This window comes from Candidatus Sulfotelmatobacter sp. (assembly GCA_036500765.1).
GTDB lineage: Bacteria > Acidobacteriota > Terriglobia > Terriglobales > Acidobacteriaceae > Sulfotelmatobacter.
This window is the reverse complement of sequence record DASYBM010000004.1, coordinates 1,802,847-1,828,993: the sequence shown is the minus strand read 5'-3', so window position 1 is coordinate 1,828,993 and position 26,147 is coordinate 1,802,847. Positions and strand designations below refer to the sequence as shown.

Below are 26,147 nucleotides of genomic sequence, written 5' to 3'. Positions count from 1 at the left end.
GAGCGAGGCATTGCGATTGGTTTTCATCAATCGCACTGCGCAGTCGAGGCATCCGTTGTTGTGTTTGCCACGGGGCCACAATCGCAAGCATGTCACGCAATTCCCAGTTGTTTCTGTATCTGCTCCAGCGGCACGCCCTTGGTTTCCGGAACCATGGTCTTCACCCAAATCAATTGCAGAACCATCATCCCGGCGAAAAACGAGAAAACGTAGCCCGGCGGAAAAGACGCAACCATGCGGGGAAAGAAAGTTGTGAGCAGCGCGGCGAAGATCCAGTGCGTAAAACTGCCCAGAGTCTGGCCCTCGGCGCGATGACGATTGGGAAATATCTCTGAGATGAAAACCCAGATCACCGCTCCCTGTCCAATCGCGTGGGCGGCAATGAAAGCAAAAATGCACACCGGCACAATCGAGAAATGACTGGTAAAGAACGCCCACGCGACCAGGCCGAGCGAGGCGATGTACCCAAATGAGCCAATATAAAGAAGAGTGCGTCGCCCCAGCCGGTCTATCAGCCACAAGCCAATAAAAGTAAAAATCAGATTGGTCGCGCCGATGCCGATCGACTGCAACAGCGCGGTCTTCGCTGCCAGGCCGGTGAGCTCGAAAATACGAGGCGCGAAATACAAAATCGCATTGATGCCGGACATCTGATTGAAAAACGCAATCAGTATAGCGAGCAGGATCGGCTTCTGAAGGCTCATCGTCCAGAAATTTCCAGACGACGATTGCTCGGTCGATGCCGCGGTAATCGCGTCGGCCTCGGCCGCAATTTCAGCCTGTGAGCAATCAGGCTCAATTCGTTGCAACACGTCCAGCGCCGCGTCACGATCGCCCTTCCGGCTGAGCAGCCATCGCGGGCTCTCGGGCAGTCCGAAGCAGAATACCGCGTAGAGCAGCGATGGAAACGCGGCCACGCCCAGCATCCATCGCCACGCATTTTCGCCGACGCCCGCCAGCAGCGCATTCGAAACAAATGCCATCAGGATGCCGAAAACAATATTGAACTGGAACATTCCCGCCAGCCGCCCACGATGTTTCGGCGGTGCGATCTCGGAAATATACATGGGCGCGACCACCGTCGAGATGCCAATGCCCAAACCTCCGATCACGCGTGCGGCGATGAACGCGCCCACATCGGGCGCCCACGCAGAACCGACCGCGCCGACAAAATAAAGAATGCCGATCCATAGCAGCGTCGCCTTGCGCCCGAAGCGATCCGCCGGCCATCCTCCCAGCAGCGAGCCAACCACGGTGCCGTACAACGCCGACGCCATCGCAACGCCGTGCAGTTCGGGGCTGAGTCCCCAGAGCGACTGAATAGTTTTTTCTGCACCAGAAATAACGACGGTGTCGAAGCCGAAAAGAAATCCCGCGAGCGCCGACGTCAGCGACCAGAAGAAGATGCGAGCGTTCATATGCAAGCATTCATAAAAGATAAGCGCGGAGCTTACCACAGATGCGGGTGTCAGGCGTCCGACTTCAGACCTCGGCTCTCCGCCGTTACACCCGCTAAGGTATGCGATGTTTGAAGTCTAAAGTCTGGGGTTCCAAAGTCGAAAGTTCGAAGTCGAAAGCCCGAAGCCGAGATCTGACGCCGATCTCCGACGCCCGACTCTAGCTTTTCACCAGCGGATAACCCTTATCGCGCCAGCCCCGAATGCCGCCGTCCATTGAGATTACCTTGGTATAGCCCATCTTTTGCAAGTTGTCGGCGGCCAAGGCTGAACGAAAGCCGCCGCCACAGTAAAGAATCATCTCGGCGTCGAGATCTGGAACCCGTGCCTCGATGTCGCGCTCGATGATGCCTTTACCTAAGTGAATGGCGCCGGGAAGGTGATCTTTGGCGAATTCGCTCTCCTCGCGTACATCGATCAGCATGAATGTATCGCCGTGATCGATCCTGCGTTTCACTGCATCGACGTCCGTCTCGCGCACGCGAGTTTTGGCGTCGTCGACAATCTTTAAGAATCGTGGAGGATGTTCGTGGGCCATAGGCATTCCTTTGCAATAAAAGCTGAATCAGTCACGACCATGGTATCAAGCGCCGCTGAGAAAGCGCACTCTGCGGTGCGACGGAACCCTAATCGCAGCGTCCGCGTTTCAATTAACATGAACGCGTGCCATCAAAAGGAAACGAACGTCGCATCGGCCTGGCGCGCGCGCTTTCGAAGCTGGGCTATTGCTCGCGTTCGCAAGCGGCGCAGTTGATTCGCGCGGGACGAGTGCGAGTGAACGAACTGGCGCGCCGCGATCCCGGGACGCCGGTTCATCTCGCGAAAGATTGCATCCAGGTGGATGGTGCGGCGATTGATGCGCGGGAGAAAATTTATCTGATGCTCAATAAGCCGCGCGGATTGGTGACGACCGCCTCCGACGATCAAGGTCGCGAGACAGTTTATTCCGCGTTAAAGAACCCCGGCCAGTCGAGCCCCCAGGCGACGCAATGGGTCGCGCCGGTAGGCCGCCTGGACAAGGCCAGCGAAGGACTGCTCTTGCTGACGAACGATTCCGAGTGGGCCGCGCGCATCGCCGCGCCCGAGACGCATCTTGAGAAAATCTATCACGTTCAGATTGACACACTCGTCGACGAAAAGTTTGCGCAACAACTCGTTCGCGGAGTGCGGGAGAAAGTGCAACAGAAAATGCAGGAGAAAATGCGGGGGAAAGACTGGGAGAAAAACGGCGATGCGCCGTTGCTGCGCGCTCGTCACGTTCGCGTATTGCGTTCGGGCGAGAAAAATTGCTGGCTCGAGATCGTCCTCGACGAGGGCAAGAACCGCCAGATTCGCCGCATGCTGTCTTCGGTCGGAGTCGAAGTGCTCCGCCTCGTGAGAGTGGCGATTGGTCCGCTACGGCTCGGCAAGCTGGCGAAGGGAAGCCATCGTCCCCTCACCGATGAAGAAAAGCGGGCGCTCGACCGCGCCATGGCTAAGAGCAGGCGTCAGCCGTTTGGCGTTTGGCGTCAACCCCAGACCTCAGGCGTCAGGCATCGGACCTCAGACCTGAAAAGCACGCGCGCCGCGAATAGCTAGTTTCGCCGGAAGGTTTTGCGGGACGGAACACGGAAGTCGAAGGTCGAAAGTCTAATGTCGAAAGTCTAAGGTCCAACGCCAGACGCCCGCCGCTCGCCTTTCTGCTAGACTCGCCGCTTGCCCTGAGGACTCTTTCGCCAGATGAGTGATCTGACATTTCTTCCCGCTGTCACCCTGGCGCAGCAAATTTGCCAGAAAATGATTTCAGCGGTCGAAGTGTGCGATGCTCATCTCGCGAAGATAGAACGGCTCAATCCCAAACTGAACGCGTTCGTGCAGGTGGACGCAGAGCAGGTCCGCCGCGAAGCCCGCGATGCCGACGCCGCCGTAAGGGCTGGCAAACCCCTTGGCCCGCTGCACGGAGTCCCCATCAGCATCAAGAGCTCAATCGACGTGACGGGCATGCGCTGCGAAGCCGGCACACGGCTGCGCGCAGGAAATATCGCGACCAAAGACGCTCCGCTGGTGGCGCGCCTGCGCAACGCAGGAGCGATTGTTCTCGGGATGACCAACACGCCGGAATTTTTGATGGCGTGGGAGACAGACAATATTTTGCACGGTCGCACTAATAGCCCGTGGGACCTTGCTCGCACGCCCGGCGGATCGAGCGGCGGCGAAGCGGCCGCGATTGCCGCCGGCATGTCCGCCGGTGGAGTGGGCAGCGACGGCGGCGGTTCCATCCGCGTGCCCGCGCATTTCAGCGGTATCTGCGGCCTGAAACCTACGCCGGGGCGGGTTCCGTCGACCGGGCACTTTCCGCCGCCCGGCGGCCCGTTCTCTTTGATTGGCGTGGTCGGCCCCATGGCGCGCACAGTCGCCGACGTTTCGGCGCTGTTCGAAGCGATGCAAGGTCCCGACGATGCTGACCCTTGCGCGGCGCCGGTTCCTCTGTACTGGCTGCGCGAAGACGAAGCTCGCAATCTACGCATCGGTTATTTCGAGGACGATGGCCGCACACCAGTGACTCAGGAAACTCGCGCCGCTGTGAGAACCGCCGCCGAAGCCTTGCGTGGCGCGGGGTTTCAAGTCGAGTCATTTCGTCCCGAAAGTTTAGAAGAAGCGCGAGTGCTGTGGAAGAAATTCTTCGTCGTCAGTGGCGGCATGCTGATCCGTCACATGTTTCGCGGACGCGAGCAAGACCTGAGTCCGACGCTGAAGCAGTTTCTGGAATGGTCGGCGGCCGAGCCAGCGCTCACCGGCGAGTCGCTGCTCGAGGCCTGGATCGCCCGCGACGTTCTGCGCGGAAAGTTCCTGGCGCAAATGCGAAAGTATCCGATTCTGCTGTGCCCGGCCGCGGCCATCCCAGCCTTTCGCCACGGCGAGCGTAGTTGGACGATCGACGGCAACTCTGTGAGCTATCTCGACGCCTGGAGTTATGCCGAGTGGTTCAATCTGCTGGGCAATCCCGCCGCCGTGGTTCCGGTGAACTACTCGGCCGAGGGCCTTCCGATCGGCGTACAGATTGTTGGCCGCCCATGGGAAGAAGAGCAGGTACTGGCCGTTGCCGCCGCGCTGGAGAAGGAATGCGGCGCGTGGAAGATTCCGCCAATCCGCTAGCGGCCGCCGAAACTTCCCCTCCGTTCGTGTATGGTCCAATAGTATTTTTGTATTATTTCGCGCGCGACCCGACCTGTATAAGTTTGTCTCCGCAAGATTTCAGTCCCTGTGGACCTGAACTCTCTGCGATCTTCCGTCGTCGCAATACATACGGGGTATGCCAACATCCAAAGGATTCATCGGCCGGACTCTCTCGTGGCTCGTGGTTTTTCTCGTCGTATCCGCCGCGTACCTCTACGCCTTTCCGCAGCCGAACATTTTCTATGCAGCCGTAGTGCTGCTGCATGCGGCTGGCGGAGTGCTCGCCGCAATTCTGCTGGTCCCCGCTTTTCTCCGTTTGATGCGCACAGGCAGCTTTTCCGAGCGCGCGGGCTGGTTGATGATTGCCATCGGCGCCGTCGTAGGACTGGTCCTTATTAAAACGGGTACGTCACGTTCCGAGTGGAACAAACTTTATTTCCACATCGTGATCTCCTTGGCCGGAGTCGCACTGCTCATCGCCGGATGGCTGGGCCAGCGCGCGTGGCATGACGAAAGGCCGCGGCGGGCGGGCCTAGGCGCGGCCGCTCTGCGGGCTGTGATTTGCTGCGCGGTGGTTGCCGGCATCGCCTACGGCGCGCGATACCTGCGCCAAAGTTGGCAGACGCGCAATCGCATCGAGAATCCGGCGATGCCCCCCGACAACATGAACGGCGAAGGCGACGGACCCGAAGGCTCGTTCTTTCCCAGTTCGGCGCAGGTTTACGGCAAGCAGAAAATTCCCAGCAAGTTTTTTATGGAGTCCGACTCCTGCAAGCGCTGCCACGAAGATATTTATAACCAGTGGTTCAGCTCGGCGCACCATTTTTCTTCGTTCAACAACCAGTGGTATCGCAAGTCGATCGAGTACATGCAGGACACGATCGGCACCAAGCCTTCAAAGTGGTGCGGCGGATGCCACGATCCCGCCGTGCTCTACGCGGGGCTCATGGACACGCCGATCAAGCAGATCGTGCACCGGCCCGAGGCGCAGGCCGGGCTGGGCTGCATGATGTGCCACTCCATCGCCAACGTGAAGAGCACGATGGGGCAGGCCGATTTTTATCTCGAGTATCCCAAGCTGCACGAGTTGGCGGCCACGCAGAATCCGGTGGCGCGTGCGCTCCATGATTTTGTAATTCGGCTGAATCCCGAACCGCACCGCCGCGTTTTCCTGAAACCGTTCATGCGCGACCAGACGGCCGAATTCTGTTCGACCTGCCACAAAGTTCATCTCGACGTGCCGGTGAACAAATACCGCTGGTTCCGCGGCTTCAACGAATACGACAACTGGCAGGCCAGCGGAGTTTCCGGGCAGGGCGCGCGATCGTTTTATTATCCGCCCAAGCCGCAACAGTGCGCCGATTGTCACATGCCCGCGGAAAAATCGAATGACGCAGGGAACCTCAACGGCGTCGTGCACTCGCATCGTTTTCCCGGCGCGAATACGGCGGTACCGACGGCGAACGAAGATGCAGCACAGCTGAAGTTAACCGAAAATTTTCTAAAGAGCGGCGCGCTGACGGTCGATATTTTTGCACTGTCACCGGCGCAGGCTCCGCTCAAACCGGGCGCGACCACGCAGTCGGAACTTGCGACCACCTTCGCGGTTGGCGAAGAAGCCGAGAACAAGATGACGGCCGAGACCAGCGGAGAGGCTGCTCCCATCACAGCGCCGCTGAACCTGGTGCATCCTGCGCTGCGGCGCGGCGATACCGTGCGCGTCGATGTCGTGGTACGCACGAAAAAAGTCGGCCACTTTTTTCCCGGCGGCACCGTCGATGCCTACGACACATGGCTCGAGCTAAAAGGCACGGACGACAAGGGCCAGATAATTTTCTGGAGCGGCATGGTCGAAGACAACGGGCATGGTCCGGTGGAAAAGGGCGCGCACTTTTACCGCTCGTTGCAAATCGACGCGCACGGCAATCCCATCAACAAGCGAAACGCGTGGGCAACCCGCGCCGTCGTTTATGTGCGCCTGATTCCGCCCGGTGCGGCTGACACGGTGCACTACCGGATGCTGATTCCGCAGAACGCGGGCAACAACATTACGCTGCACGCGCGGCTGTGCTACCGCAAGTTCACGTGGTACGGAACGCAGGAAGCCTTCGCGGGTGTGCCCGATCTGACCAAACTGAATGCGGTGGCGCCGGACTACGACGACCGTCCCACTCTATTCACGGCGTCACTGAGTGGCGTTTCCGCGAAGCACGAAAAAATCCCCGACCTGCCCATCGTTGCCGTTGCCGAAAATGAAGTGACTCTACCGGTAGTCGCGCACAGCGCGCCCGCAGCCGAGCCTAAGACGATTGTCCGAAAAGAAGAGTGGCAGCGCTGGAACGATTTTGGCATTGGATTATTTCTGCAAGGGGACTTGAAAGGCGCAGCCGCGGCTTTCGTGAAAGTTACCGAGGCGGACCCGAATAATCCCGACGGCTGGGTAAACATTGGCCGCTGCGCTGTGCAGGAAGGCGACATGGAGCGGGCTCGCACCGTGCTGGAGAAGGCGCTGGCGCTGTCTCCACAGCTGGCGCGGGCGAACTTCTTTTATGCGCGAGTTCTGCGCGCCGACGGCAACTATGAAGGCGCGGCGGCGCGATTGCGCACCGTCCTGGCGCAGTATCCGCGCGACCGGGTTGCCATCAACGATCTGGGGCGCGTTCTTTTCTTGCAGCGCAAATACAACGAGGCCGTAAAAGTGTTGCAGTCCGTGCTGGCGATCGATCCTGAAGATTTGCAGGCGCACTACAACCTGATGCTCTGCTACAACGGCCTGGGCCAGGAAAAACTAGCGAAGGAACATGAAGCACGCTATATGCGATTCAAAGCCGACGAGTCGTCGCAGGCCATCACCGGCTCTTACCGCCAGCTTCATCCCGAAGACAACAATGAGCGTCAGGCCGTGCATGAGCACGTGTCAGTACCGCTGCTGGCGCTCAACTCGAACCATGGAGGGGCGGACGCCCCGTCCGCCCGGCCGGACAAAGCCCGGCCTGTCATCGTGTCCGCGGCCGGAGGCTCAAAATAAAATGTTTCCTCAAAGCAAACATTTCTCCACAGAGCTGGCGAGCCGCGGAAAAAAGAGACCATTCGTTCTTCTCTGTGCCTCTATGTCGCCGTGGTTGCTGCTCTTGGCGGCTGTTTCACCAAGCCCCGCCCAGCAACTTACCTTTCGCGATATCACCGCGCAAGCGGGCATCCACTTCACCCACAACAACGGCGCCTTCGGCAAGAAGTGGCTGCCGGAAACCATGGGGCCAGGCTGCGCATTCATCGACTACGACAATGACGGATATCCCGACATCATTCTGATTAACGGCTCTGATTTCGCGGGACATCCTCACGCCGGAGCCACGACCTTAAAGCTATACCACAACAATGGCAACGGAACCTTCACCGACGTTACGCGTAAAGCCGGCCTGGCGATTCCAATGTTTGGTTTTGGCGTCGCCGTTGGTGATTATGACAATGACGGCTTCGACGATATCTTCGTCACCGCGCTCGGCCAGAGTCATCTGTTTCACAACAACGGCAACGGCACGTTCTCTGACGTTACAAAATCCGCGGGCATGTGGGGTCCGAGCGAGTTTTCCACCAGCGCCGCCTGGGTCGACTACGATCGCGACGGCAAACTCGATCTCGTCGTTGCCAACTACGTGCAATGGAGCGAACCGGGCGATCTGTATTGCACCATCGACGGCGCGCACAAATCCTATTGCACTCCGGAATCATACAAAGGCACAGCAGTGCGCCTCTGGCGCAACCTCGGCGGCGGCAAGTTTGAAGACGCTACGCAGAAGGCCGGCATGGGCGACCCCACATCGAAAAGTCTTGGCATCGCGGTCCTCGACGCCAACGGCGATGGCTGGCCCGACATTCTGATCGCCAACGATACGCAGCCCAACAAACTTTACGTCAATAAAAAAGATGGAACGTTTGAGGAGCGCGGCGTGGCCGCCGGCATTGGCTTCAGCGAGGATGGCATCGCGCGCGCCGGCATGGGCGTAGATGCCGCCGACTACGACCGCAGCGGCCATGCCAGCATCATCATCAGCAACTTCGCCAATCAGATGGTCTCGCTGTATCACAACGAGGGCAACGGCCTGTTCGTCGACGAAGCGCCGCAATCGGAAGTGGGCCGGGCCACGCTGGTCACGCTGGGCTTTGGCTGTTTCTTTTTCGATTATGACAACGACGGCTGGCCGGATATTTTCGTTGCGGATGGCCACATCGAAGATCAGATCGAGAAGGTACAGAAACGCGTGACTTTTGCGGAGCCGTCGCATCTATTCCGCAATCTCGGCGGTGGAAAATTTACTGAAGTGACGGCGCAGATGGGCAGCGCCTTTGCTGCGCCCAAAGTGGCGCGGGCTGCGGCGTACGGCGACATCGATAACGACGGCTTTCTCGACGTTTTGCTGACGACCAACGCCGGACCGGCTTATTTATTCCACAACGAAGGCGGCACGAATCACAGCTTGCGTGTGAAACTTGTCGGCACGAAATCGAATCGCGACGGCATTGGTGCGATCGTTCGCGTGAATGCCGGCGGTTCTGATAAGGGTTTTGATAAGAATGATAAGCAGTGGAAGATGCTGCGTTCGGGATCGAGTTACTTGGCTCAAAGCGAACTGGTGCTGACGTTCGGTCTGGGGGCGCAGAACAGAGCAGACACAGTTGAGATTCAGTGGCCGAGCGGACAGGTCGACAAGCTTTCAAACATCGACGCCGGGCAAACTGTCACTGTGCAGGAAGGCAAGGGAGTGATTGCGAACCGGGCATACGGAAAGCCGCGTCGCTAGGCAGACTCTGCTGAGATGTCATCCTGAGGAGCGCGATAGCGCTCCGAGGGACCATACGAAACGAACGAAGCGGCAATGCGGTGAAACGGAATCAACGGCGCTGGCAAGACGGTCCTCGTCGACGCTATCGGATCGCGGATGTCGGCGTAAGGTCCCTCACAGCTGCTTCGCCGCTGTTCAGGATGGCAACTCTTTGTTGGGCGTTTACCGCGTTCTTGTAAGTCTGCTCGGGACCACGCGCGGTTTGATTTTGCAGGTACACTTGTAGCGAAATGAACTTGCGAATTTCTGTTGCTCTTGTGGCGATGCTGGCCACCGCCTTCGGTTTTCTGTCTCCATCGTCCCAGCCCAATTCAATCGAAGCCGCGCGCCTGAACAATCTGGGCGCGGCCTACATGAATCAGCAGCTTTTCGAAAAGGCGTTGAAGTCGTTTCGGCAGGCGGCGGAGGCCGATCCAAAACTTGAAATCGCGCGACTGAATGAGGGCATTGCGTATCTGAATTTGCAGAAAGTAGATGAGGCCAAGGCCGCTCTCGAAGATGCGGTCAAGCAAGACCCGAAGAATCCGAATGCGTGGTACGGCCTGGGTATGCTCGCCAAGAACATGGGTGACGCGGCCGCGGCGATCGATGCATTCAAGCGCGTGATCGAGATCGATCCGAATGACGCCGACACCTGGTATTTCCTGGGCACAGCGTATTCGCAGGCCAAGCAATTTCCGCAGGCGATTGAAGCCTTCGAGCACGCGCTGAAGCTGCAACCGTTGCATGCATCGGCAGAGTTTGGATTGTCACGCGCCTACCAGCAGTCCGCCGACGTGGACCACGCCCGCGAGCATCTGAAGAAATTCCAATACATCACGCAGAATAAAATCGGCGCTCCTATGAGCCTGGCCTACGGCGAGCAGGGCCAATATTCGCGCGCGGTCGAGTCGCCGTCGGCGGTGTTGAAGCCGCCCGCGCCGATCAAGGTGCGGTTTGTGGATGTGACGAAAGAGGCGGGGATTGTCACAATCGCGTCGAACTCTCCGTCTGACTCCTTCGAACCCGGTGCCTGTTTTCTCGACTACGACAACGACGGCAGGATTGACATTTTATTCCCTGACAACGGTGCTCAGGGAGGTATGACGCTATACCACAATCTCGGCGATGGAAAGTTTGAAGACGTCACCCGGAGGGCTGGGCTTGATGCCGGTTTGCACGGCGCCGGCTGCACCATTGGGGATTACGACAACGACGGGGCCGCCGATATAGTGTTAAGCGTCAACGGGCGCGTGATCCTTTTGCACAACGAGAAAAACGGAACGTTCAACGACACGACGCAGGTCGCGGGTCTTGAGAATGCTGGGTCCGACGGCGGTCTCACCTTTATTGATTACGACCACGATGGAGACTTGGACCTTTACACGAGCGTTCCTTTCGTAAAGCTGCACGGCCCGGCCAACGCACCTGTCGCTGCCAGCCTTAACAACATGTGGCGCAACAACAATAACGGAACGTTCACTCGAGTTACGGACCAAACGGGCCTGGCTTCGAGCGCCGCTTACAACGCAGTGGGAACAGACTACAACAATGATCGCGCCATTGATCTAGTGGTCGCGGATAGTGGCCCGACGATCTTTGAGAACCCACGAGAAGGGACATTCCTACCGCGCAAGCTCTGGTCCGCTCCGATGCCGACAGTAGTTGTGGGCGTTACCGTTCTTGATTTCGACCACGAAGGCTGGATGGACCTAGCATTCACGCACGCGGGTAATCCCCCCCTCACTCTCTGGCGCAACAATCACGGCAAGTCATTCGATCGCGTGAAGCTGCCCGAAACAAACTGGGTTCGTGCATTCGGCGTGGCCGCGTTTGATTACGACAACGACGGCTGGGTTGACCTCGTCGCGGTCGGCGAGACGAAAGAAGGCAAGGGCGAGATCAAACTCTTCCGCAATCTGGGGCCGGATGGTTTCAAAGATGTGACCGCCGACGTGGGGCTCGACAAGATTCAGCTCAAAGATCCGCGGGCGATTATTACTGGCGACTACGACAACGACGGGGCGACCGATCTGCTGATCACTCAGAATCACGGGCCGGCGGTGCTGCTGCGCAACGAGGGCGGGAATCAGAATCACTGGCTGCGGCTGGCGCTCAAGGGATTGGCCGACAACAAGTCGGCGATTGGGACGAAGGTGGAAGTGTTCGCGGGCGGGAATCGGCAGAAGTTTGAGATCTACGGATCGAACGGCTACCTCGGACAGAACTCGCCGTATCTCACGGTCGGACTGGGCGATTCCAAAGACGCCGACATTGTCCGCATGCTGTGGCCGACTGGCGTCCTGCAAGACGAGATTCAGATTGCCGGCGACCGGCAGCAGGATTTTCTTGAGATCGATCGGCGGGGCAGTTCGTGTCCGACCTTATTTGTGTGGAATGGCGATCGCTACGAGTTCGTCGCCGACATGCTGGGCGCGGGCGTGGTAGGACACTGGGTTGGACCGGGACAGCGCGACGTCCCGCGGCCTGTGGAATACGTCAAGATTCCTCGCGATGCGATTCGGGAGAAAGAAGCGGGCGTCGGGCGTCAGGCGTCAGGCATCCGGCGTCAGACCTCAGACCTCGGACCTGAGAACTCGGCGCAGAGCGTTGGGCCAACGACCGACGACCGACGACCAATGACCGTCCTGAGTTTTCGTTTCATGGAGCCGCTCGAGGAAGCCGTCTATCTGGATCAGGTGCGCCTGCTGGCGGTGGATCATCCGGCGGATACGGACGTTTATCCCAACGAATATTTCGCGTCGAACCCGCCGTATCCTGCGTTCAAAGTTGTGGTGAGCCGTGACGCGCGTCCTCCGGCTGGTGCAGGGGATGAGCATGGGCACGACGTGCTGCCGGATTTGCTGGCGCATCGTTATGTTGGCGATTTCGAGGTGACGCAGTTTGCGGGATTTGCTAAGCCCCATACCCTGACGCTGGATTTGGGGAAGGCTTACGGCGGCGGTCCGCTGTGGCTGCTGCTGCATGGCGAAGTGGAATATTTTTCCGCCAACAGCATGTATGCCGCGGCGCAGGCGGGGATCGAGGCGGTGTCGCCGTATGTCGAGGCATTGGGGGAAGATGGGAAGTGGAAGCGCGTGGTCGACGACATGGGATTTCCTGCCGGCGGTCCGCGGACGATGACGGCTGATCTGACTGGCAAGTTGCCGCCGGGCACGCGGAAGATTCGCATGACGACCAACTTGCAGGTTTATTGGGACAGCATTCTGATCGACCGCACTGAGCAATCAGTAGCGCCGGCGTCGAGGCGGCTGTCCGGTGGGCGTCCCGCCCACCGCGATCGAACCGAAATATTTGCCGCAGGGTTCCAAGGAGCCGGCGAGACGGCGCGTCGTGCAAGAACGACGGCAGATCAGCCTGACTCCCGCGCTGAGAGCGAGACGCTCTCAGGACAGCCGGCGAGACGCCGGCGCTACGATTACCGTCTCACTCCGGTTCCCTTGCTGCGGGCTAATCTGGAGTTTCACGGGTATCCGCTGAAGATTGAGGGCAAGCCGGCGGGGAACGTCCAGTATGTGTACGAGAAGGCGAGTGCGACCGGGCCGTACACGCGTCCGGCGGGAACGTATACGCGGTATGGAGACGTGTTGCCGCTGCTGGCCGCAACCGACGATAGGCTGGCAGTGTTTGGGTCGGGGGATGAAGTGCAATTGGATTTCGATCCTGCAAAACTGCCGGCGCTTCCTGAAGGGTGGGTGCGCGATTATTTCTTTGCCGCTAATGGTTACGAGAAAGACATGGATTTCTACGCGGCGGAAGGAAATTATGTTGCGCCGCTGCCGTTCTTGAGTATGGGCGAGTATCCGTATTCGGCGAAGAAGTCGTTTCCGCTGGATGATGCGCATGTGAATTATCTTCTGGAATACAACACGCGGCACATGTCGGGGAATGAGCAGCGTGGATATTGGTTCGATTACGGTGATAACAGATAAAGCGAAATGACAACGCTCTACCGCCCAGTTGGCTTGAATGAACTAGCGCTGATCTACGTAACTGGAACACGAAATCGTCGAGCTTCGCCGGCTTCGTCACCTCGTTCGAAGTCGAAGACCAATATCTGTCGCACCACCAACGTCACGTCGTGGGCTCGGCAGTTCACGAGGAGTACTGGATTCCCGGGAAGCAGTTGCCCGATTTCAACCGTGCGATTCGCGGAGAGATTGAAGTGGAAGGCGCGTTCTTCGGAGAATCGTTTGTAGGCTTTGTACCAGAGAACTTTGGCTTCAAAGGAAAAAACGCTACGGAGCAGCTCGTCATCCTGGCGCGTAGTTGGGACTACAGCCGGATGGACTTTGTGCTGGAAGTTTCGACGAATCAGAAAGCCGTCTACGTGCATTGCCTCTTCTGGATGGGGCACGATTTTTCACGTTTCGGTATCGAACCTGAACCAAAGCGTACAGCGCTTGCAGGAGTGGTCGAAGCATGGAACTACAGCAACATTACGCCGAGGCTTCCCGCTGTGTTCGCAAGGGCGTTCTCGCGAACCTGATTACTCGACTACGGAAACGTTTTAATATTGACATTTCCCGCCCTTCCATAATCCAATAGCCGGACCCATGGAAACCACCGCTGCTCCTGCTGTTCCGCGCCTGCGTCGCACGCTTACTCTTTGGGATTTGATTTTTTACGGGATCGTCCTGATCCAGCCCATCGCGCCGGTGCCACTCTATGGCGTGGCTCAGAAACTTTCTGACGGACACTTCGTAACCATCATTCTGATCGCGCTGTTCGCCATGTTGATTACGGCCGTCAGTTACGGGCGCATGGGAGCACTGTATCCGACGGCGGGATCGGCTTACACCTATGTCGGGAAGGGGTTGAACCCGCATCTTGGATTTCTGGCGGGCTGGGCGATGATTTTGGATTACTTGCTGCAGCCGCTCATTAATACGGTCTGGATTGCAACAGCGTTGCATGAGCGTTATGTACACCAGGTTCCCTTTGTGGTGTGGGCTTTGCTGATCGCGGGCATTATGACCGTGCTGAACCTGATTGGCGTCAAAGCGTCCGCAACCGCGAACAAGGTGCTGCTGGCGGTTATGTCTGTTGTAGTCGTCGCGTTTGTCGTGCTCGCTTTGAAATATTTGTATGGCGGGCAGGGATGGGCCGGCCTGTTTTCGTTGCAGCCGCTTTACAATCCGCAGACCTTCAACGCACATAAGATCATGACCGCGACTTCGTTTGCCGCGCTCACCTATATCGGCTTCGACGGCGTCACCACGCTGGCCGAGGATGTAGAGAATCCAAAGCGCAACGTTCTGCTGGCTGTGGTGCTGACCTGTATTTTTGCCGGCGTGTGCAGTGCTTTCGAGGCTTATTTGGGCGCGCGCGTGTGGCCCGACTGGCAGTCGTTTCCAAATCTTGAAACTGCTTTCATGGACATTTGCAGCCGGGTGGGCGGCGTGGTTTTGTTCAATGCCATGGGCGTAATTTTGATTGTCGCGGCGTTTGGCAGCGGACTGACGGGCACGCTGGGCGCGGCGCGGTTACTGTTTGGCATGGGACGCGACAACGTGTTGCCGAAGAAGTTTTTCGGGCAGCTGAAACCGGGTACGAGCACTCCGACCAACAACATTCTGCTGATTGGGGGGCTGTCATTTGTGGGCGCGGTTTTGCTGTATCACATTGGCAACGCCTATGAGCATGCGGGCGAACTGCTGAACTTCGGCGCATTCCTGGCGTTCATGGGGGTGAACTTTGCCTGCTTCTGGCAGTTCTCAGTGCTCGCAAGCAAGAATGGCGGCGAGCGGCGGCTGGTGCGCGACGCGATTCTGCCGATAATCGGTTTCCTCTTCTGCCTGCTGATCTGGCTCAACCTCAATATCATTGCCAAGACCGTAGGCGGGATCTGGTTCGCGATTGGCCTGCTCTATGTGGGCTACAAGACGAACTGGTTCCGTTCCGCGCCGGTGATGATCGACTTTAGCGACTCATAGTTGGAGCGATTGAGTAATGTTGTAATCGAGTAACTGTGTAATTTGTTATCCGACTGCTTCGGCTGCCTCCTTTTTATTCCTGTCCTCCGATAACACTTCAGTTCAAAACGTTAGGAGTGATCACTCCCACAACGGGCGAAAGCCTTGGGTCAATCAAGGCGACCTATCTTTGCGCCCTGGCGTTCGGATGCCCCTCTGTCCCTCGCTCGCATGGGGAGGTTGCGGGGGCCGGGAGTTTCCTAGGACTAGCGCGGCTCACATCCGGGCCCTACGAGAGTGAGTGTCGCGCAAAAGTGGGGTCGAGGTAAAGGTTGGATGTCACATGTGTGAAAAGAATGTTGTGGAAAAGATTGGGAAGTTGTGCTTGTTTCGCCCGTGATGACGGCGAAAGTTTTAGAAACGTCGGAGGTGTTCCGCTTCCGACGCCGAGGGCGGAGACGCCCTCGGGACAGCCGGCGGGACGCCGGCGCTACGGTGAATCGATCTCACTCTATGTTCCAGCCGGTAACTTCGACTGTGGGTTTCGCTGCGCCTAATTCGCTGGCGCGGTAGGTTGCGGTGAGTTCGCGTTTTTCGCCGGGCATTAGAGAGATGTAGTTGTCTTCCCAGACTACCGGGAGGATTTCTTCGCCCTTCGCGCCTTTATTGACTTTCAGGCGGACGAAGAAGGCGAGGTTCTTGCTGGGGTTTTGCAGCGTGACATGAGTGATTTCTTCTTCGCCTTTTTTCTCGCTGCGGTCCATAACTTTTAGCTTTACCTTCGGCAATTGCGACAGCGCGGTATAGTCCGCGTAGGAGGCGGTGGGTGTCACATACCAATTGCTTTTCGCCCAGTCGAGGGTTTCGGGTTTGGTGGAGAGCCAGTAGAAATTGGAGCCGACGAGTTTGCCGGTGGAATCTTCGAGGCGCAGCGAGAGAAAATAGGTGTTGCTCAAACCGCTGACGTCGGGGAGAACGAAGATCTTTGCCGTGCTGTCGGACGCAGCATCGACGGGATTCGACTGCGTGAACTTCTCGGTCATGTCGAGGTTGTAAATTGTCGTGGTGAGCTTCAGGCCCTTCACATCTTCATACTGGCTGCTGACGACCCAGATCGAGTGATCGTCGTAGCCGTAGATCGGGTGAAGAGATTCCATGGCGCGTTTGGCGCCGAAGTAGCCGCCGCCGGGGCGCAGGTAATAATCGTAGAGGTGCCAGATCATGGAGGGCCAGGCGTTGTTGAGCATCCACTGAACCACGCCGGTGGACTGGTACTTATTGCGACTGTAGGCCTCGTACATGGCGCGGACGCCTTCGTAGGTCTGCATCTGCGACTTGGCGGCGAAGTCCTCCACGTTGTCGGATTTGCCATAGCGATTGGTTAAGGCTTCGGTGAAAACGCCGATGGTTTTGAATTCGCCGCCGCCGGCGTGGTAGTTCCAGACATCGTCGATAGGCCACATGTGGTCCTTGCCCACCATGGCGCGGATGCTTTCGACGGGCGGAACCGCCGGCCCCATGCTGGTCTCGGTATCGAAGCCGTAAGCGCCGCCGCAGCCGCCGGGATTGCACAATTTGCGGCCGGGCTGACCTTCAGGAGTGTCGACTTCCCAATAGCTTGGAGCTATATATTCGTAGGGGCCGCTCATCTTCATGCCGCTGTCGCCGGTGACGCTTGTCTTTTTTCCGGTTGCCGATGAAACCACCGGATTCGGCCAGAGCAATTCTTTTTCCACATCGAGATACATCTGCTCAACGTCCGGCGGAGCGGCGTTGTCGCTGCCATTCAGCCACATGACGAGCGCAGGATGGCTGCGCAGGCGGTAGATCTGATCGCGCAGGGACTGCTTGGCAATTTCAAAATCCTGGGGCTGCCAGTGCGCCCAGCGCTCCCAGAAATCGCAGCAGCACCACCCGGCCATGACGAGGATGCCCTGGCGGTCGGCGAGGTCGAAGAATTCCTGGGTCTCGAGTTTGCCTTCGAGACGGATGGTGTTGAGACCCAGGTCGCGGACGTAGCGGAATTCGTCATGCATGCGCTGGGAATCTTCGCGGAGCATCAGATCGGGAGTCCAGCCGCCGCCGCGAATCAGGATGTTCTTGCCGTTGATGTGGAAGGCGCGGCCGCCGACGGAATTGAGGTCGGAGGTGATTTCGCGAATGCCGAAGTCGGTGCGCGAGCGGTCGCTCACGGCGCCGTTGGCTTCGAATTCCATGGTGAGCGGATAGAGATTCGGTTTACCCATTTGTTTCGGCCACCACAGCCGAGGGTTCGAGAAGACGAGTTGCTGGAATTTATCGGGCGTAAAGGTGACGTCTTTCGCTTCGTTGGGCGCGAGTTCTACATCCTGTTCGAATTTGACGCTTTCGATTTCGCCTTTGAGCTTGCCTTTGACCGGCTGGTTGGTGCCGTTCTTCAGTTGCGCGGTCACGGTGAGTTGTGCGCTGTCGTTCGCGGGCGTATTCACTTTGGACACGACCGTCGGATAGCGCAACGCGACGGGGCCGCTGGTGGTGAGGTAGACCTCGCGCCACAGTCCCATGTTCTTGTCGGGAGGCGCGGGATTCCAGTCGACGAAGGTGATGGCGAGATTGTGCTCGGTGGGAGAAAAAACCTGTACTGCCAGGACATTCTCCGAACCGGGCTTGGCCGCTGCGGTCACGTTGAATTCATAGGTGCGCCACGCGCCGGCGACATCGTCGTCTTTGGCGATTTGTTTTCCGTTGAGCCAGATGTTGGCGCGATAGTTAATGCCGTTAAACTTCAGCCAGACGGTCTTGCCCTTGTAGGAGGTGGGCACGGTGAACTGCTTGCGATACCACCAGGAGACGGCATAGGGACTGTCTGGGGCCATGGCGATGTTGGAAAAATTGGAACCGATGGGATAGTTCACGCCGGGATAGTCGCGCAGGTTCATGGCGAAGAGAGGGTCGGGGAAAACTTTTTCTTTGACCAGCGCGGCGACGACAGTGGTGGGGACGGTGACTTCATGCCATCCCTTGGGAGCAAATTGCGGCGTGGAGATGACCTCACCCTTGGCTTCGACTTTGGCGGAGGTTTGCAGGGACCAGCCGGCGTGAAGTGGCAGGCGGGGCTCGGCCGCGGGGTTTTGAGCGATGAGGGATGAAAGCAGGAGGAATGGTAGAGCGAATGCGAGGCGCCGGCTTGGGTTCATGATGCTCCTGGGAATTGGGTGGTCCTGAAAAATCTATCGGAGAATGGATACCATTTATATTAATTCGTTTCAATAGCGGAGTTTGGGAGGGTTGGCAGAGCCGGGCGCGTGGGCGGTTGAGCGAGAGATCCTTCACTTCGCCCGAACAGCGGCTCCGTTTGATTGGATACGACGTTGGATGACAACGTTTGAGGGGTGCGGGCTTGATGTGGTTCAGGCTTGTGGGTGCGGGTTCCTGCGCGGGCCGCGCGGCTGGTTTATAATTAGCGATTCGCCAGTCTACTTTTTCGTCGTTCTACTCTGGAGTGATAAGAAAATGATTCGATTTTTGCAGACTCAGGGGCCTACTAAGAAGATTGTTCTTAGCGGCATTCTTCTCGTGATTTGCGGCGCAATGGTGATTACGTTTATTCCAGGCGGCCTGACATCTGAAATTACGGGCGCGCCCGGCAAGGGCACGATCGCGAAGGTGGATGGCACCGAACTGAGCACGGACGAGGTGCGCACGACGGCGCGGCAGATGGCGCAGCAGGACGCGCAACGGTACGGCGAGATGGCGTCGAAGATCATGCCGTTTCTGATTCAGCAGGAGACGCAGCGCGCGGTGGAGCAGTTGATCGGCCGGCAGGCGCTGGTGAGCGAAGCGGGGCGCATGGGGCTGCGCGCGACTCCGGAGGAAGTGAAGGATGAATTGCAGCACGGGCGTTATGCGGCGACTTTTTTCCCCGGCGGCAATTTCATTGGGCAAGTCGAATATGAAGACATGCTGCAACGGGCGAATCTGACCCCCACGAAGTTTGAGGAGGCGGTGAGGACTGACATTCTGCTGACAAAGTTGCAGGCCCTGATTTCGGGGACGGCCACGGTGAGCGAGGCGGAGATTCGGGAGCAGTTCATCAAGCAGAATTCGAAGGTGAAGTTCGATTATGCAGTGCTGAAGCAGGACGATTTACGCAAGGGGCTGCATCCGACGGACGCAGAGCTGAAGGCATTTTACGAGAGCCATAAAGCAAGCTACGCCAACTCGATTCCGGAAAAACGCAAGGTGAAATATGCGGCGATCGAAACGAATAAGGCGGAGGCGAGCGTGCAGGTCACGCCGGACGATCTGCGGGCTTATTACGAGCAGCATCGCGATCAATACCAGGTGCCCGAGCAGGTGAAGGTGAGCCATATCTGGATCAAGATGCCGCTGCCCGGCGATGACGGCAAGGTGGACGAGAAGAAGGTGGCGGAGGCGCAGCATCGCGCCGACGATCTGTTGAAGCAACTGCGGAGCGGAGCGAGCTTCGAGGAGGTGGCGAAGAAGTATTCCGAAGACCCCGGCAGCGCGAACGTGGGTGGTTCGCTGGGATGGCTGGGAAAAGGTCAGGCGACGCCGGAGTTTGAGAAAGTTGCATTCTCGCTGCCCAAGGGGCAGATCAGCGATGTGGTGAAGAGCAGCGACGGCTTCCACATTATTCGCGTGGACGACAAGCAGGAAGCGCACACGAAGTCTTTGGACGAAGTGAAGGGACAGATCGAACCGATTCTGAAGCATCAGAAAGGACAGCAGGCGGCGCAGAAGCTGGCGGAATCGCTGTTGAAGGACGCGCAGGCGCAAGGGCTGGATGCGGCGGCAGCGGCCAAGAGCGTGCCCGTCATCACGTCGGATTATTTCACCCGCAAGGATATGCTGCCCGGGTTGGGGCCGGCGACGCAGTTTATGGATGCGGTGTTCAGCGCGAAAGAAGGAGCGCCGCCGGATTTGGCTCCGGCTACGCAGGGGATTGTTGTGTTTCAGTTGCTGGGAGTGAAGCCGGCAGCGACGCCGACGTTTGAAGAGATTCGCAGCAAGGTCGAGGAAGAGTTCAAGAATGAGCGTTCGCAGACGCTGCTGTCGCAGAAGGCGCAGGAACTTTCGGATCGGGCCAAGGCCGAGCATGACTTGAAGCGGGCCGCCAAAGAACTGGGCGCGACTATGAAGACCAGCGACTTTGTACTGCCCGACGGACAAGTGCCGGATGTGGGCTCGATGGCGGGGCAGGCGGCGGTGGCCTTCAGCATGAAGCCGGGAGAGATCAGCGGTCCCATCAGCAACGGCGCGGACGTTGCCGTCCTACAGGTGCTCGAAAACCAGCAACCGAGCGAGGCCGATTTTGCCGCGAAGCGGGACCAGATCCGCGATCAGTTGCTGCTGAATAAGCAGCAGGAGCGCTTTGGCATGTTCGTTTCGAACCTGGTCGACGAGATGACGAAATCGGGAAAGATCAAGCGCAACGAAGAAGAAATCAAGGCCTTGAGCCGCGCCGGCAGCGAGCAGGGAATGTAGCGGCGTTGCTATGTCATTTCCGCGCGCCGCAGGCATCCTGTTACATCCCACGTCGTTGCCTTCGCGCGGCGGAGTCGGCGATTTTGGGCCGGCGGCATATCGGTTTGTAGATTTTCTGGCATCCGCCCGGATGGGCCTGTGGCAGGTTCTGCCGCTGGGACCGCTCGGGTATGGGAACTCGCCTTATTCTTCCACGTCCGCATTCGCGGGAAATCCTCTGCTGATCAGTCTGGAGCGACTGGCCGAGCGCGGCTGGATCGATAAGTCGAAGATCGAGCCAGCGAAGATCAGCTCCGCTTCCGCATCGGGCGCCGTCGATTACGAACAGGTTTTTGCGCAGAAGATGCCGCTGCTGTTTGAGGCGGCGCGAAACTTTGTGCGCGGAATCCCCGCTTCTCGCGCACAGAACGCGCGAGAAGTGGGGATTCCGGCTGCCGGCGATCCGCCAAATCGGTTTCAACTGTTCTGCAAGGAAAATTCCTGGTGGCTGGACGATTTTGTGCTGTTCGACGCACTGCGGGCCCGGCAAAAACTTGTGAGCTGGAATGAGTGGCCGCGAGAACTGGCGCATCGGGAGGCGTCGGCTCTGACGAAGGCGCGGGAAGAATTGGCGGACGACATTCTGATTCGCAGCGCGTTGCAGTTCGCGTTTTACGAGCAGTGGCGGGCGCTGCGGCGGTATTGCGCGGAAAGGATGATCCGGGTGGTGGGCGATGTGGCGATCTTCATGAATCACGATAGCGCCGACGTTTGGTCGCATCGCGAGTTATTCCGGCTGAATGAAAATTTGCAGCCGGAGGTGGTGGCGGGCGTGCCTCCGGATTTTTTCAGCGCGACCGGACAACGTTGGGGGAATCCGCTGTACCGGTGGGATGTGATGAAAGAGCGCGGGTACGAATGGTGGGTGCAGCGGCTGCGCTGGGCGACGCAGAACTGCGACTGTATTCGGCTGGATCATTTCCGAGGATTCGATCAGTTCTGGGAAATTCCTGCGGCGGATGCGACTGCGGAGAATGGGCGTTGGGTGGACGGGCCGCGCGACGATTTGTTTGTGAAACTGCGTGAGACGCTGGGCGGGCTGCCGTTTTTCGCCGAGGATCTCGGGTACATCACGCCGGAAGTGCACGCGTTGCGGGATCGGCTGCAAATTCCCGGGATGGCCGTCTTGCAATTCGGCTTCGGAGATGAAGGCGCGCATATTTATCTACCGCATCGGGCCGAGGGCAAAGTCATGTATACCGGCACGCATGACAACGACACCGTGACGGGCTGGTGGAAGTCGGGAGCGGCCGAACAGGAACGGCGCAATGCGGAGATTTATATGGGGCGCGGCGACGATGGAATTCATTGGGCGTTTATTCGCGCGGCGCTCTGTTCTCCCGCGAATTTGAGCATTATCCCCCTGCAAGATGTGTTGGGGTTGGGGAGCGAGGCGCGGATGAATACGCCCAGCCTGCATGAGGGGAACTGGCGGTGGCGGTTCGATGCGGAGTGGCTCAGGGGCGAGGTCGCCGCGAAGCTGGCTCTGTTGGTGGAACTGAGCGACCGGCTGCCGAAGGCGCCGGTTGCGGTGACGGATGAGGAGTTTGCCGCCTGAGTCGGTCGTTGGTCATTGGTCGTTGGTCGTCGGCCTTCGGTCGTCAGTCGTCGATCGTCACTTGTCGATCATCGATCAGTTAATCTGTGCTCCTTCTGTAATCGTTAGCCGCGGTTCTTAATCGCTTCCCCACGCCGAATGGTTTAAGCTAACCGCCTGCGGCTAAAGACCGAAGACCGAAGACCGACGACCAACGACCAACGACCGAAGGCCGACGACCCACGACCAACGACTAAAGACCAACGACCGATTTTATGAGTGAAGCGACTGTCGAAGCCGTCCGGGGAACTGGCGTGGAGCCCATCATCGAAGCAGTGGGGATCGAGAAATCGTATGCCCAGACCGACGGCACTCGGATTCAAGTCGTCGGGCTGACCAACCTGGCCGTAGAAGCAGGGAAGATTGTTGCGTTACTGGGACCGTCGGGCTGCGGAAAGTCGACGCTGCTCCGCATGCTGACGGGGCTTTCGGAGCCAACATCAGGAAAGCTATTGTGGCACGGCAAGCCGCTGGAAGGGCAGACGCCGAACGTCGCAATCGTGTTTCAGAGTTTTGCTCTGTTCCCCTGGCTCACTGTACTCGAGAATGTGGAGGCGCCGCTGGAAGCGAAGGGAGTGGCGGCGGTCGAGCGCCGCAAACGCGCTTTGCGGACTCTCGATACCGTGGGTCTGGACGGTTTTGAGACCGCGTACCCCAAGGAACTTTCCGGAGGCATGAAGCAGCGCGTGGGATTCGCGCGGGCGCTCGTGGTCGAGCCGGAAGTTCTCTTCATGGACGAGCCATTCTCGGCGCTGGATGTTCTCACGGCGGAAAACCTGCGTGGTGAATTAATGGAGCTTTGGTTGAGCAAGAAAATGCCGGCCAAGGCCATTTTTATTGTCACCCACAATATTGAAGAGGCGGTGATGCTGGCGGATCGGGTGATGGTGCTGGGGAGAAATCCGGCGCGCATTCGCTCCGATTTCAATATCCGGATAAATCAGCCGCGGGACCGCAAGTCGGGGCGCTTTGTGGAGTTGGTGGACTACATCTACAAAGTGATGACCGAACCGGAGGTCGAGCATGCATTGCCGGACGCAGAAACGACGGCGGAAATCATTTTGCCTATCGGCGGGCTGACGAAAGAGGCTTTGAAGTATGCGTCGAAGAAGCAGGAAGCGCCGGTGCGAACGTCCCGCTACCAACAGCTTCCTCATGCGCGCGTGGGCGGAATGGCCGGCCTGATCGAATTATTGCACGATCGCGGAGGGCGCGAAGACTTGTTCCGCCTGGCGGAAGAACTGGTGATGGATGTGGAGGATCTGCTGCCGATTGTCGAGGCCTGCGTCCTGCTGGGATTTGCGAAGCTGACGGAAGGCGATGTGCAGATCACGCCGCAGGGAGTCAGGTTTGCCGATGCCGATATTCAGCAGCGCAAGGTTCTGTTCCGGCAGGCGGCGCTGGAACATGTCACCATTCTGAAACAGATCGACAGCATCCTGAAACGGAAGTCGGATCACTCGATCGCGGACGAATTTTTCCACGACATCCTCGACGAGCATTTTGCCGAAGATGAAGTGCTGCGCCAGTTCGAGACCGCGATGAATTGGGGGCGCTACGCCGAGATTTTCGATTATGACCGCGAGCAAGGCCGATTGGTGCAGACCGAGCCGCAGTCCGCGGCTGAGGGTGCGACGGCGGCCGAGTCGAGCTCTCCTCACTGAATCCAGGGCGAAGACTGCCTGCGAGGCCGTCGGAGGGATTCACCAATACGAGATCCTTCGCTACGCTCAGGGTGACAGACCGGAAATATCACTGCTGAACAAATTCGCCAATAAGAAATCGGCATGAAGAGATCCACCACATTCAGAGGATTTTCGGCGTATCGAATCTGGACGCAGTTACCCGGCATTGAGATCTCGTACTTGCCGGATGTGCTGATGTTCGGGGCGGGGATCGCTTTGTTCTATGCGGTGCTGATGGTGGGGCGCACGTGGCTCGGACCCTTCACGCCGGAAGTAGAGATCTCGCGGAGCTTGTGGGCCCTGCCTGCATATGCGGGATATTCGCTGCTGCGCATCGCGATCGCATACGTTCTCAGCCTCGCATTCACGCTCGTCTATGGATACGTGGCAGCGTATAACCGGCGCGCCGAGCGCTTCATGATTCCGCTGCTGGATGTGTTGCAGTCGATCCCCGTGCTCAGTTTTCTTCCCGGCGTGATGCTGGCGATGGTGGCGCTATTTCCGGGACGGCAACTGGGCGTGGAGGCGGGCGCCATCCTGCTGATTTTCACCGGGCAGGTTTGGAACATGGCGTTCAGCTTTTACGCCTCTCTGAAGTCGATCCCGAAAGAGATGCGCGAGGCTGCGAAAATTTACCAGTTCAGCTGGTGGCAGCGCTTCATTGAAGTGGAGTTGCCGTTCGCGGCGATCGGGCTGGTGTGGAATTCGATGATGTCGGTGGCGGGCGGCTGGTTTTTTCTGATGGCCTGCGAGATGTTCGTGCTGGGCGCGCGCGACTTCCGTCTCCCAGGGTTGGGATCGTATCTCCAGACCGCGGCCAGCGCGGGCGACACGCGGTCGATTCTGTGGGGCGTCGGCACGATGGTCGCAGTGATCGTGCTGCTCGACCAGTTCGTGTGGCGTCCGGTGATCGCATGGGCGGAGAAATTTAAAGTGGAGCAGGTCGAAAGCACCGAGACGCCGGACTCATGGGTGCTCGACATGATTCGGCGTTCGCGAAGCCTGGCGCGAATTCGCGAGAAGACGGTGCGACCGTTGGGCGAGCGGCTGATGCTGTACTTTTCGCGCGTGCGTGCGAGCGGCCAAGATGAGCAGCGCAGTGCGTGGAAGATTTGGATTACGCGGGTGCTGGCAGTCGTGGCGCTGGCGGGGATGAGTTATGGCGTGGTCCGCGTCGTCATGATTTTAACTGGACTCCAGAAGGCCGAGGTGCAGGAGGCCTTTCTGGGGCTCGGCGCTACGTTTCTGCGGGTGAATCTGACGTTGCTGATTGGAGCGTTGTGGACGATTCCAGCGGGGGTGGCGATTGGATTTAATCCACGGCTGGCGCGGATCGCGCAGCCCCTGGCGCAAATTGCAGCGTCGGTGCCGGCGACGGCGCTGTTCCCGGTTGTTCTGCTGCTGCTGATTCGCGTGGGCGGCGGGCTGGGGATTGGGTCGATCGTACTCTTGCTGCTGGGAACGCAATGGTACATATTGTTCAACGTAATTGCCGGAGCCATTGCGATTCCGACGGATTTGAAGGAGTGTTGTTCCGTCTTTCGGATTGGCGGGATCGAGCGCTGGAAGAAATTAATCCTGCCGGGGATTTTTCCTTACCTCATTACGGGTATGGTGACTGCGTCGGGTGGAGCTTGGAACGCGAGCATCGTGGCAGAATATTTTCACTTCAAGGGGCAGATCTATACGACGGTTGGATTGGGCGCGACGATTTCTCAGGCCACCGACGCCGGGAATTTCGATTTGCTGCTGGCCGCGACCATGATGATGGCGGCGACAGTAGTAACCATCAATCGGCTGTTGTGGCGCAGATTGTATGCGCTGGCGGAAACGCGATATCGGCTGGAAACGTGATGGGGCGCGGGCCGTTGGGCGCCGCCGACTGCGATAAGCCTCGCGTTGCTCGGCTGAGGCGGGCGTGGCGCCCACCCCCTCCATTTTATCGGTGGTTACTGCTGGTTACTGTC

General features: G+C 58.4%; 14 protein-coding genes. 11 read left to right on the top strand and 3 right to left on the bottom strand.

Annotated elements, in window-relative coordinates; translation table 11 throughout:
* Positions 1–92: 92 nt before the first annotated feature.
* Positions 93–1,418, bottom strand: coding sequence for a sugar porter family MFS transporter (locus tag VGM18_10640; GenBank protein HEY3973453.1), 1,326 nt, complete (start codon positions 1,416–1,418; stop codon positions 93–95).
* A 199-nt stretch (positions 1,419–1,617) separates the two neighbouring features.
* Positions 1,618–1,995: a rhodanese-like domain-containing protein gene (locus VGM18_10635; protein ID HEY3973452.1), complete on the bottom strand. Its 378-nt coding sequence runs from the start codon at positions 1,993–1,995 to the stop codon at positions 1,618–1,620.
* Between the two features lie 125 nt (positions 1,996–2,120).
* Here VGM18_10635 and VGM18_10630 point away from each other — a divergent pair, with 125 nt between their 5' ends.
* The 7 genes from VGM18_10630 (at position 2,121) to VGM18_10600 (ending at position 15,393) form a co-directional block, all read left to right on the top strand.
* Positions 2,121–3,035, top strand: coding sequence for a pseudouridine synthase (locus VGM18_10630; GenBank protein ID HEY3973451.1), 915 nt, complete (start codon positions 2,121–2,123; stop codon positions 3,033–3,035).
* 141 nt (positions 3,036–3,176) lie between these two features.
* On the top strand, positions 3,177–4,592 hold the full coding sequence (locus VGM18_10625) for an amidase (protein ID HEY3973450.1): 1,416 nt from the start codon (positions 3,177–3,179) through the stop codon (positions 4,590–4,592).
* 157 nt (positions 4,593–4,749) lie between these two features.
* Positions 4,750–7,641: a tetratricopeptide repeat protein gene (locus VGM18_10620; protein HEY3973449.1), complete on the top strand. Its 2,892-nt coding sequence runs from the start codon at positions 4,750–4,752 to the stop codon at positions 7,639–7,641.
* Positions 7,642–7,723: 82 nt separating this feature from the next.
* Entirely contained in the window at positions 7,724–9,415 is a 1,692-nt protein-coding gene (locus tag VGM18_10615; GenBank protein HEY3973448.1) for a CRTAC1 family protein, read from the top strand.
* 278 nt (positions 9,416–9,693) lie between these two features.
* Positions 9,694–13,389: an FG-GAP-like repeat-containing protein gene (locus VGM18_10610; protein HEY3973447.1), complete on the top strand. Its 3,696-nt coding sequence runs from the start codon at positions 9,694–9,696 to the stop codon at positions 13,387–13,389.
* A 149-nt stretch (positions 13,390–13,538) separates the two neighbouring features.
* A complete protein-coding gene (locus VGM18_10605; protein ID HEY3973446.1) occupies positions 13,539–13,946 on the top strand; it encodes a hypothetical protein in 408 nt (135 codons plus the stop codon).
* A gap of 67 nt (positions 13,947–14,013) precedes the next feature.
* Positions 14,014–15,393 (top strand): APC family permease, encoded by a 1,380-nt coding sequence (locus tag VGM18_10600; GenBank protein HEY3973445.1) that lies wholly within the window; start codon positions 14,014–14,016, stop codon positions 15,391–15,393.
* Positions 15,394–15,878: 485 nt separating this feature from the next.
* Here the strand turns inward: VGM18_10600 and VGM18_10595 are convergent, their stop codons facing one another.
* Complete coding sequence (locus VGM18_10595) at positions 15,879–18,548, bottom strand: glycoside hydrolase family 2 protein (protein ID HEY3973444.1); 2,670 nt, start codon at positions 18,546–18,548, stop codon at positions 15,879–15,881.
* Between the two features lie 316 nt (positions 18,549–18,864).
* On the opposite strand from VGM18_10595, the gene VGM18_10590 reads away from it, so the two are divergent.
* From VGM18_10590 to VGM18_10575, 4 genes are all read left to right on the top strand, one after another.
* A complete protein-coding gene (locus VGM18_10590) occupies positions 18,865–20,859 on the top strand; it encodes a peptidyl-prolyl cis-trans isomerase (protein ID HEY3973443.1) in 1,995 nt (664 codons plus the stop codon).
* Positions 20,860–20,869: 10 nt separating this feature from the next.
* Complete coding sequence (gene malQ / locus VGM18_10585) at positions 20,870–22,456, top strand: 4-alpha-glucanotransferase (protein ID HEY3973442.1); 1,587 nt, start codon at positions 20,870–20,872, stop codon at positions 22,454–22,456.
* Positions 22,457–22,710: 254 nt separating this feature from the next.
* Positions 22,711–24,159 (top strand): nitrate/sulfonate/bicarbonate ABC transporter ATP-binding protein, encoded by a 1,449-nt coding sequence (locus tag VGM18_10580; protein HEY3973441.1) that lies wholly within the window; start codon positions 22,711–22,713, stop codon positions 24,157–24,159.
* 123 nt (positions 24,160–24,282) lie between these two features.
* Positions 24,283–26,034, top strand: coding sequence for an ABC transporter permease subunit (locus tag VGM18_10575; protein HEY3973440.1), 1,752 nt, complete (start codon positions 24,283–24,285; stop codon positions 26,032–26,034).
* Positions 26,035–26,147: the final 113 nt, after the last annotated feature.

Excerpts from the sequence above, each read along its gene's own strand:
- VGM18_10640 (HEY3973453.1), bottom strand. The coding sequence starts at position 1,418 with ATGAACGCTCGCATCTTCTTCTGGTCGCTGACGTCGGCGCTCGCGGGA.
- VGM18_10635 (HEY3973452.1), bottom strand. The coding sequence starts at position 1,995 with ATGGCCCACGAACATCCTCCACGATTCTTAAAGATTGTCGACGACGCC.
- VGM18_10625 (HEY3973450.1), top strand. The coding sequence starts at position 3,177 with ATGAGTGATCTGACATTTCTTCCCGCTGTCACCCTGGCGCAGCAAATT.
- VGM18_10620 (HEY3973449.1), top strand. The coding sequence starts at position 4,750 with ATGCCAACATCCAAAGGATTCATCGGCCGGACTCTCTCGTGGCTCGTG.
- VGM18_10615 (HEY3973448.1), top strand. The coding sequence starts at position 7,724 with ATGTCGCCGTGGTTGCTGCTCTTGGCGGCTGTTTCACCAAGCCCCGCC.
- VGM18_10600 (HEY3973445.1), top strand. The coding sequence starts at position 14,014 with ATGGAAACCACCGCTGCTCCTGCTGTTCCGCGCCTGCGTCGCACGCTT.
- VGM18_10595 (HEY3973444.1), bottom strand. The coding sequence starts at position 18,548 with ATGAACCCAAGCCGGCGCCTCGCATTCGCTCTACCATTCCTCCTGCTT.
- VGM18_10590 (HEY3973443.1), top strand. The coding sequence starts at position 18,865 with ATGATTCGATTTTTGCAGACTCAGGGGCCTACTAAGAAGATTGTTCTT.
- malQ (HEY3973442.1), top strand. The coding sequence starts at position 20,870 with ATGTCATTTCCGCGCGCCGCAGGCATCCTGTTACATCCCACGTCGTTG.
- VGM18_10580 (HEY3973441.1), top strand. The coding sequence starts at position 22,711 with ATGAGTGAAGCGACTGTCGAAGCCGTCCGGGGAACTGGCGTGGAGCCC.
- VGM18_10575 (HEY3973440.1), top strand. The coding sequence starts at position 24,283 with ATGAAGAGATCCACCACATTCAGAGGATTTTCGGCGTATCGAATCTGG.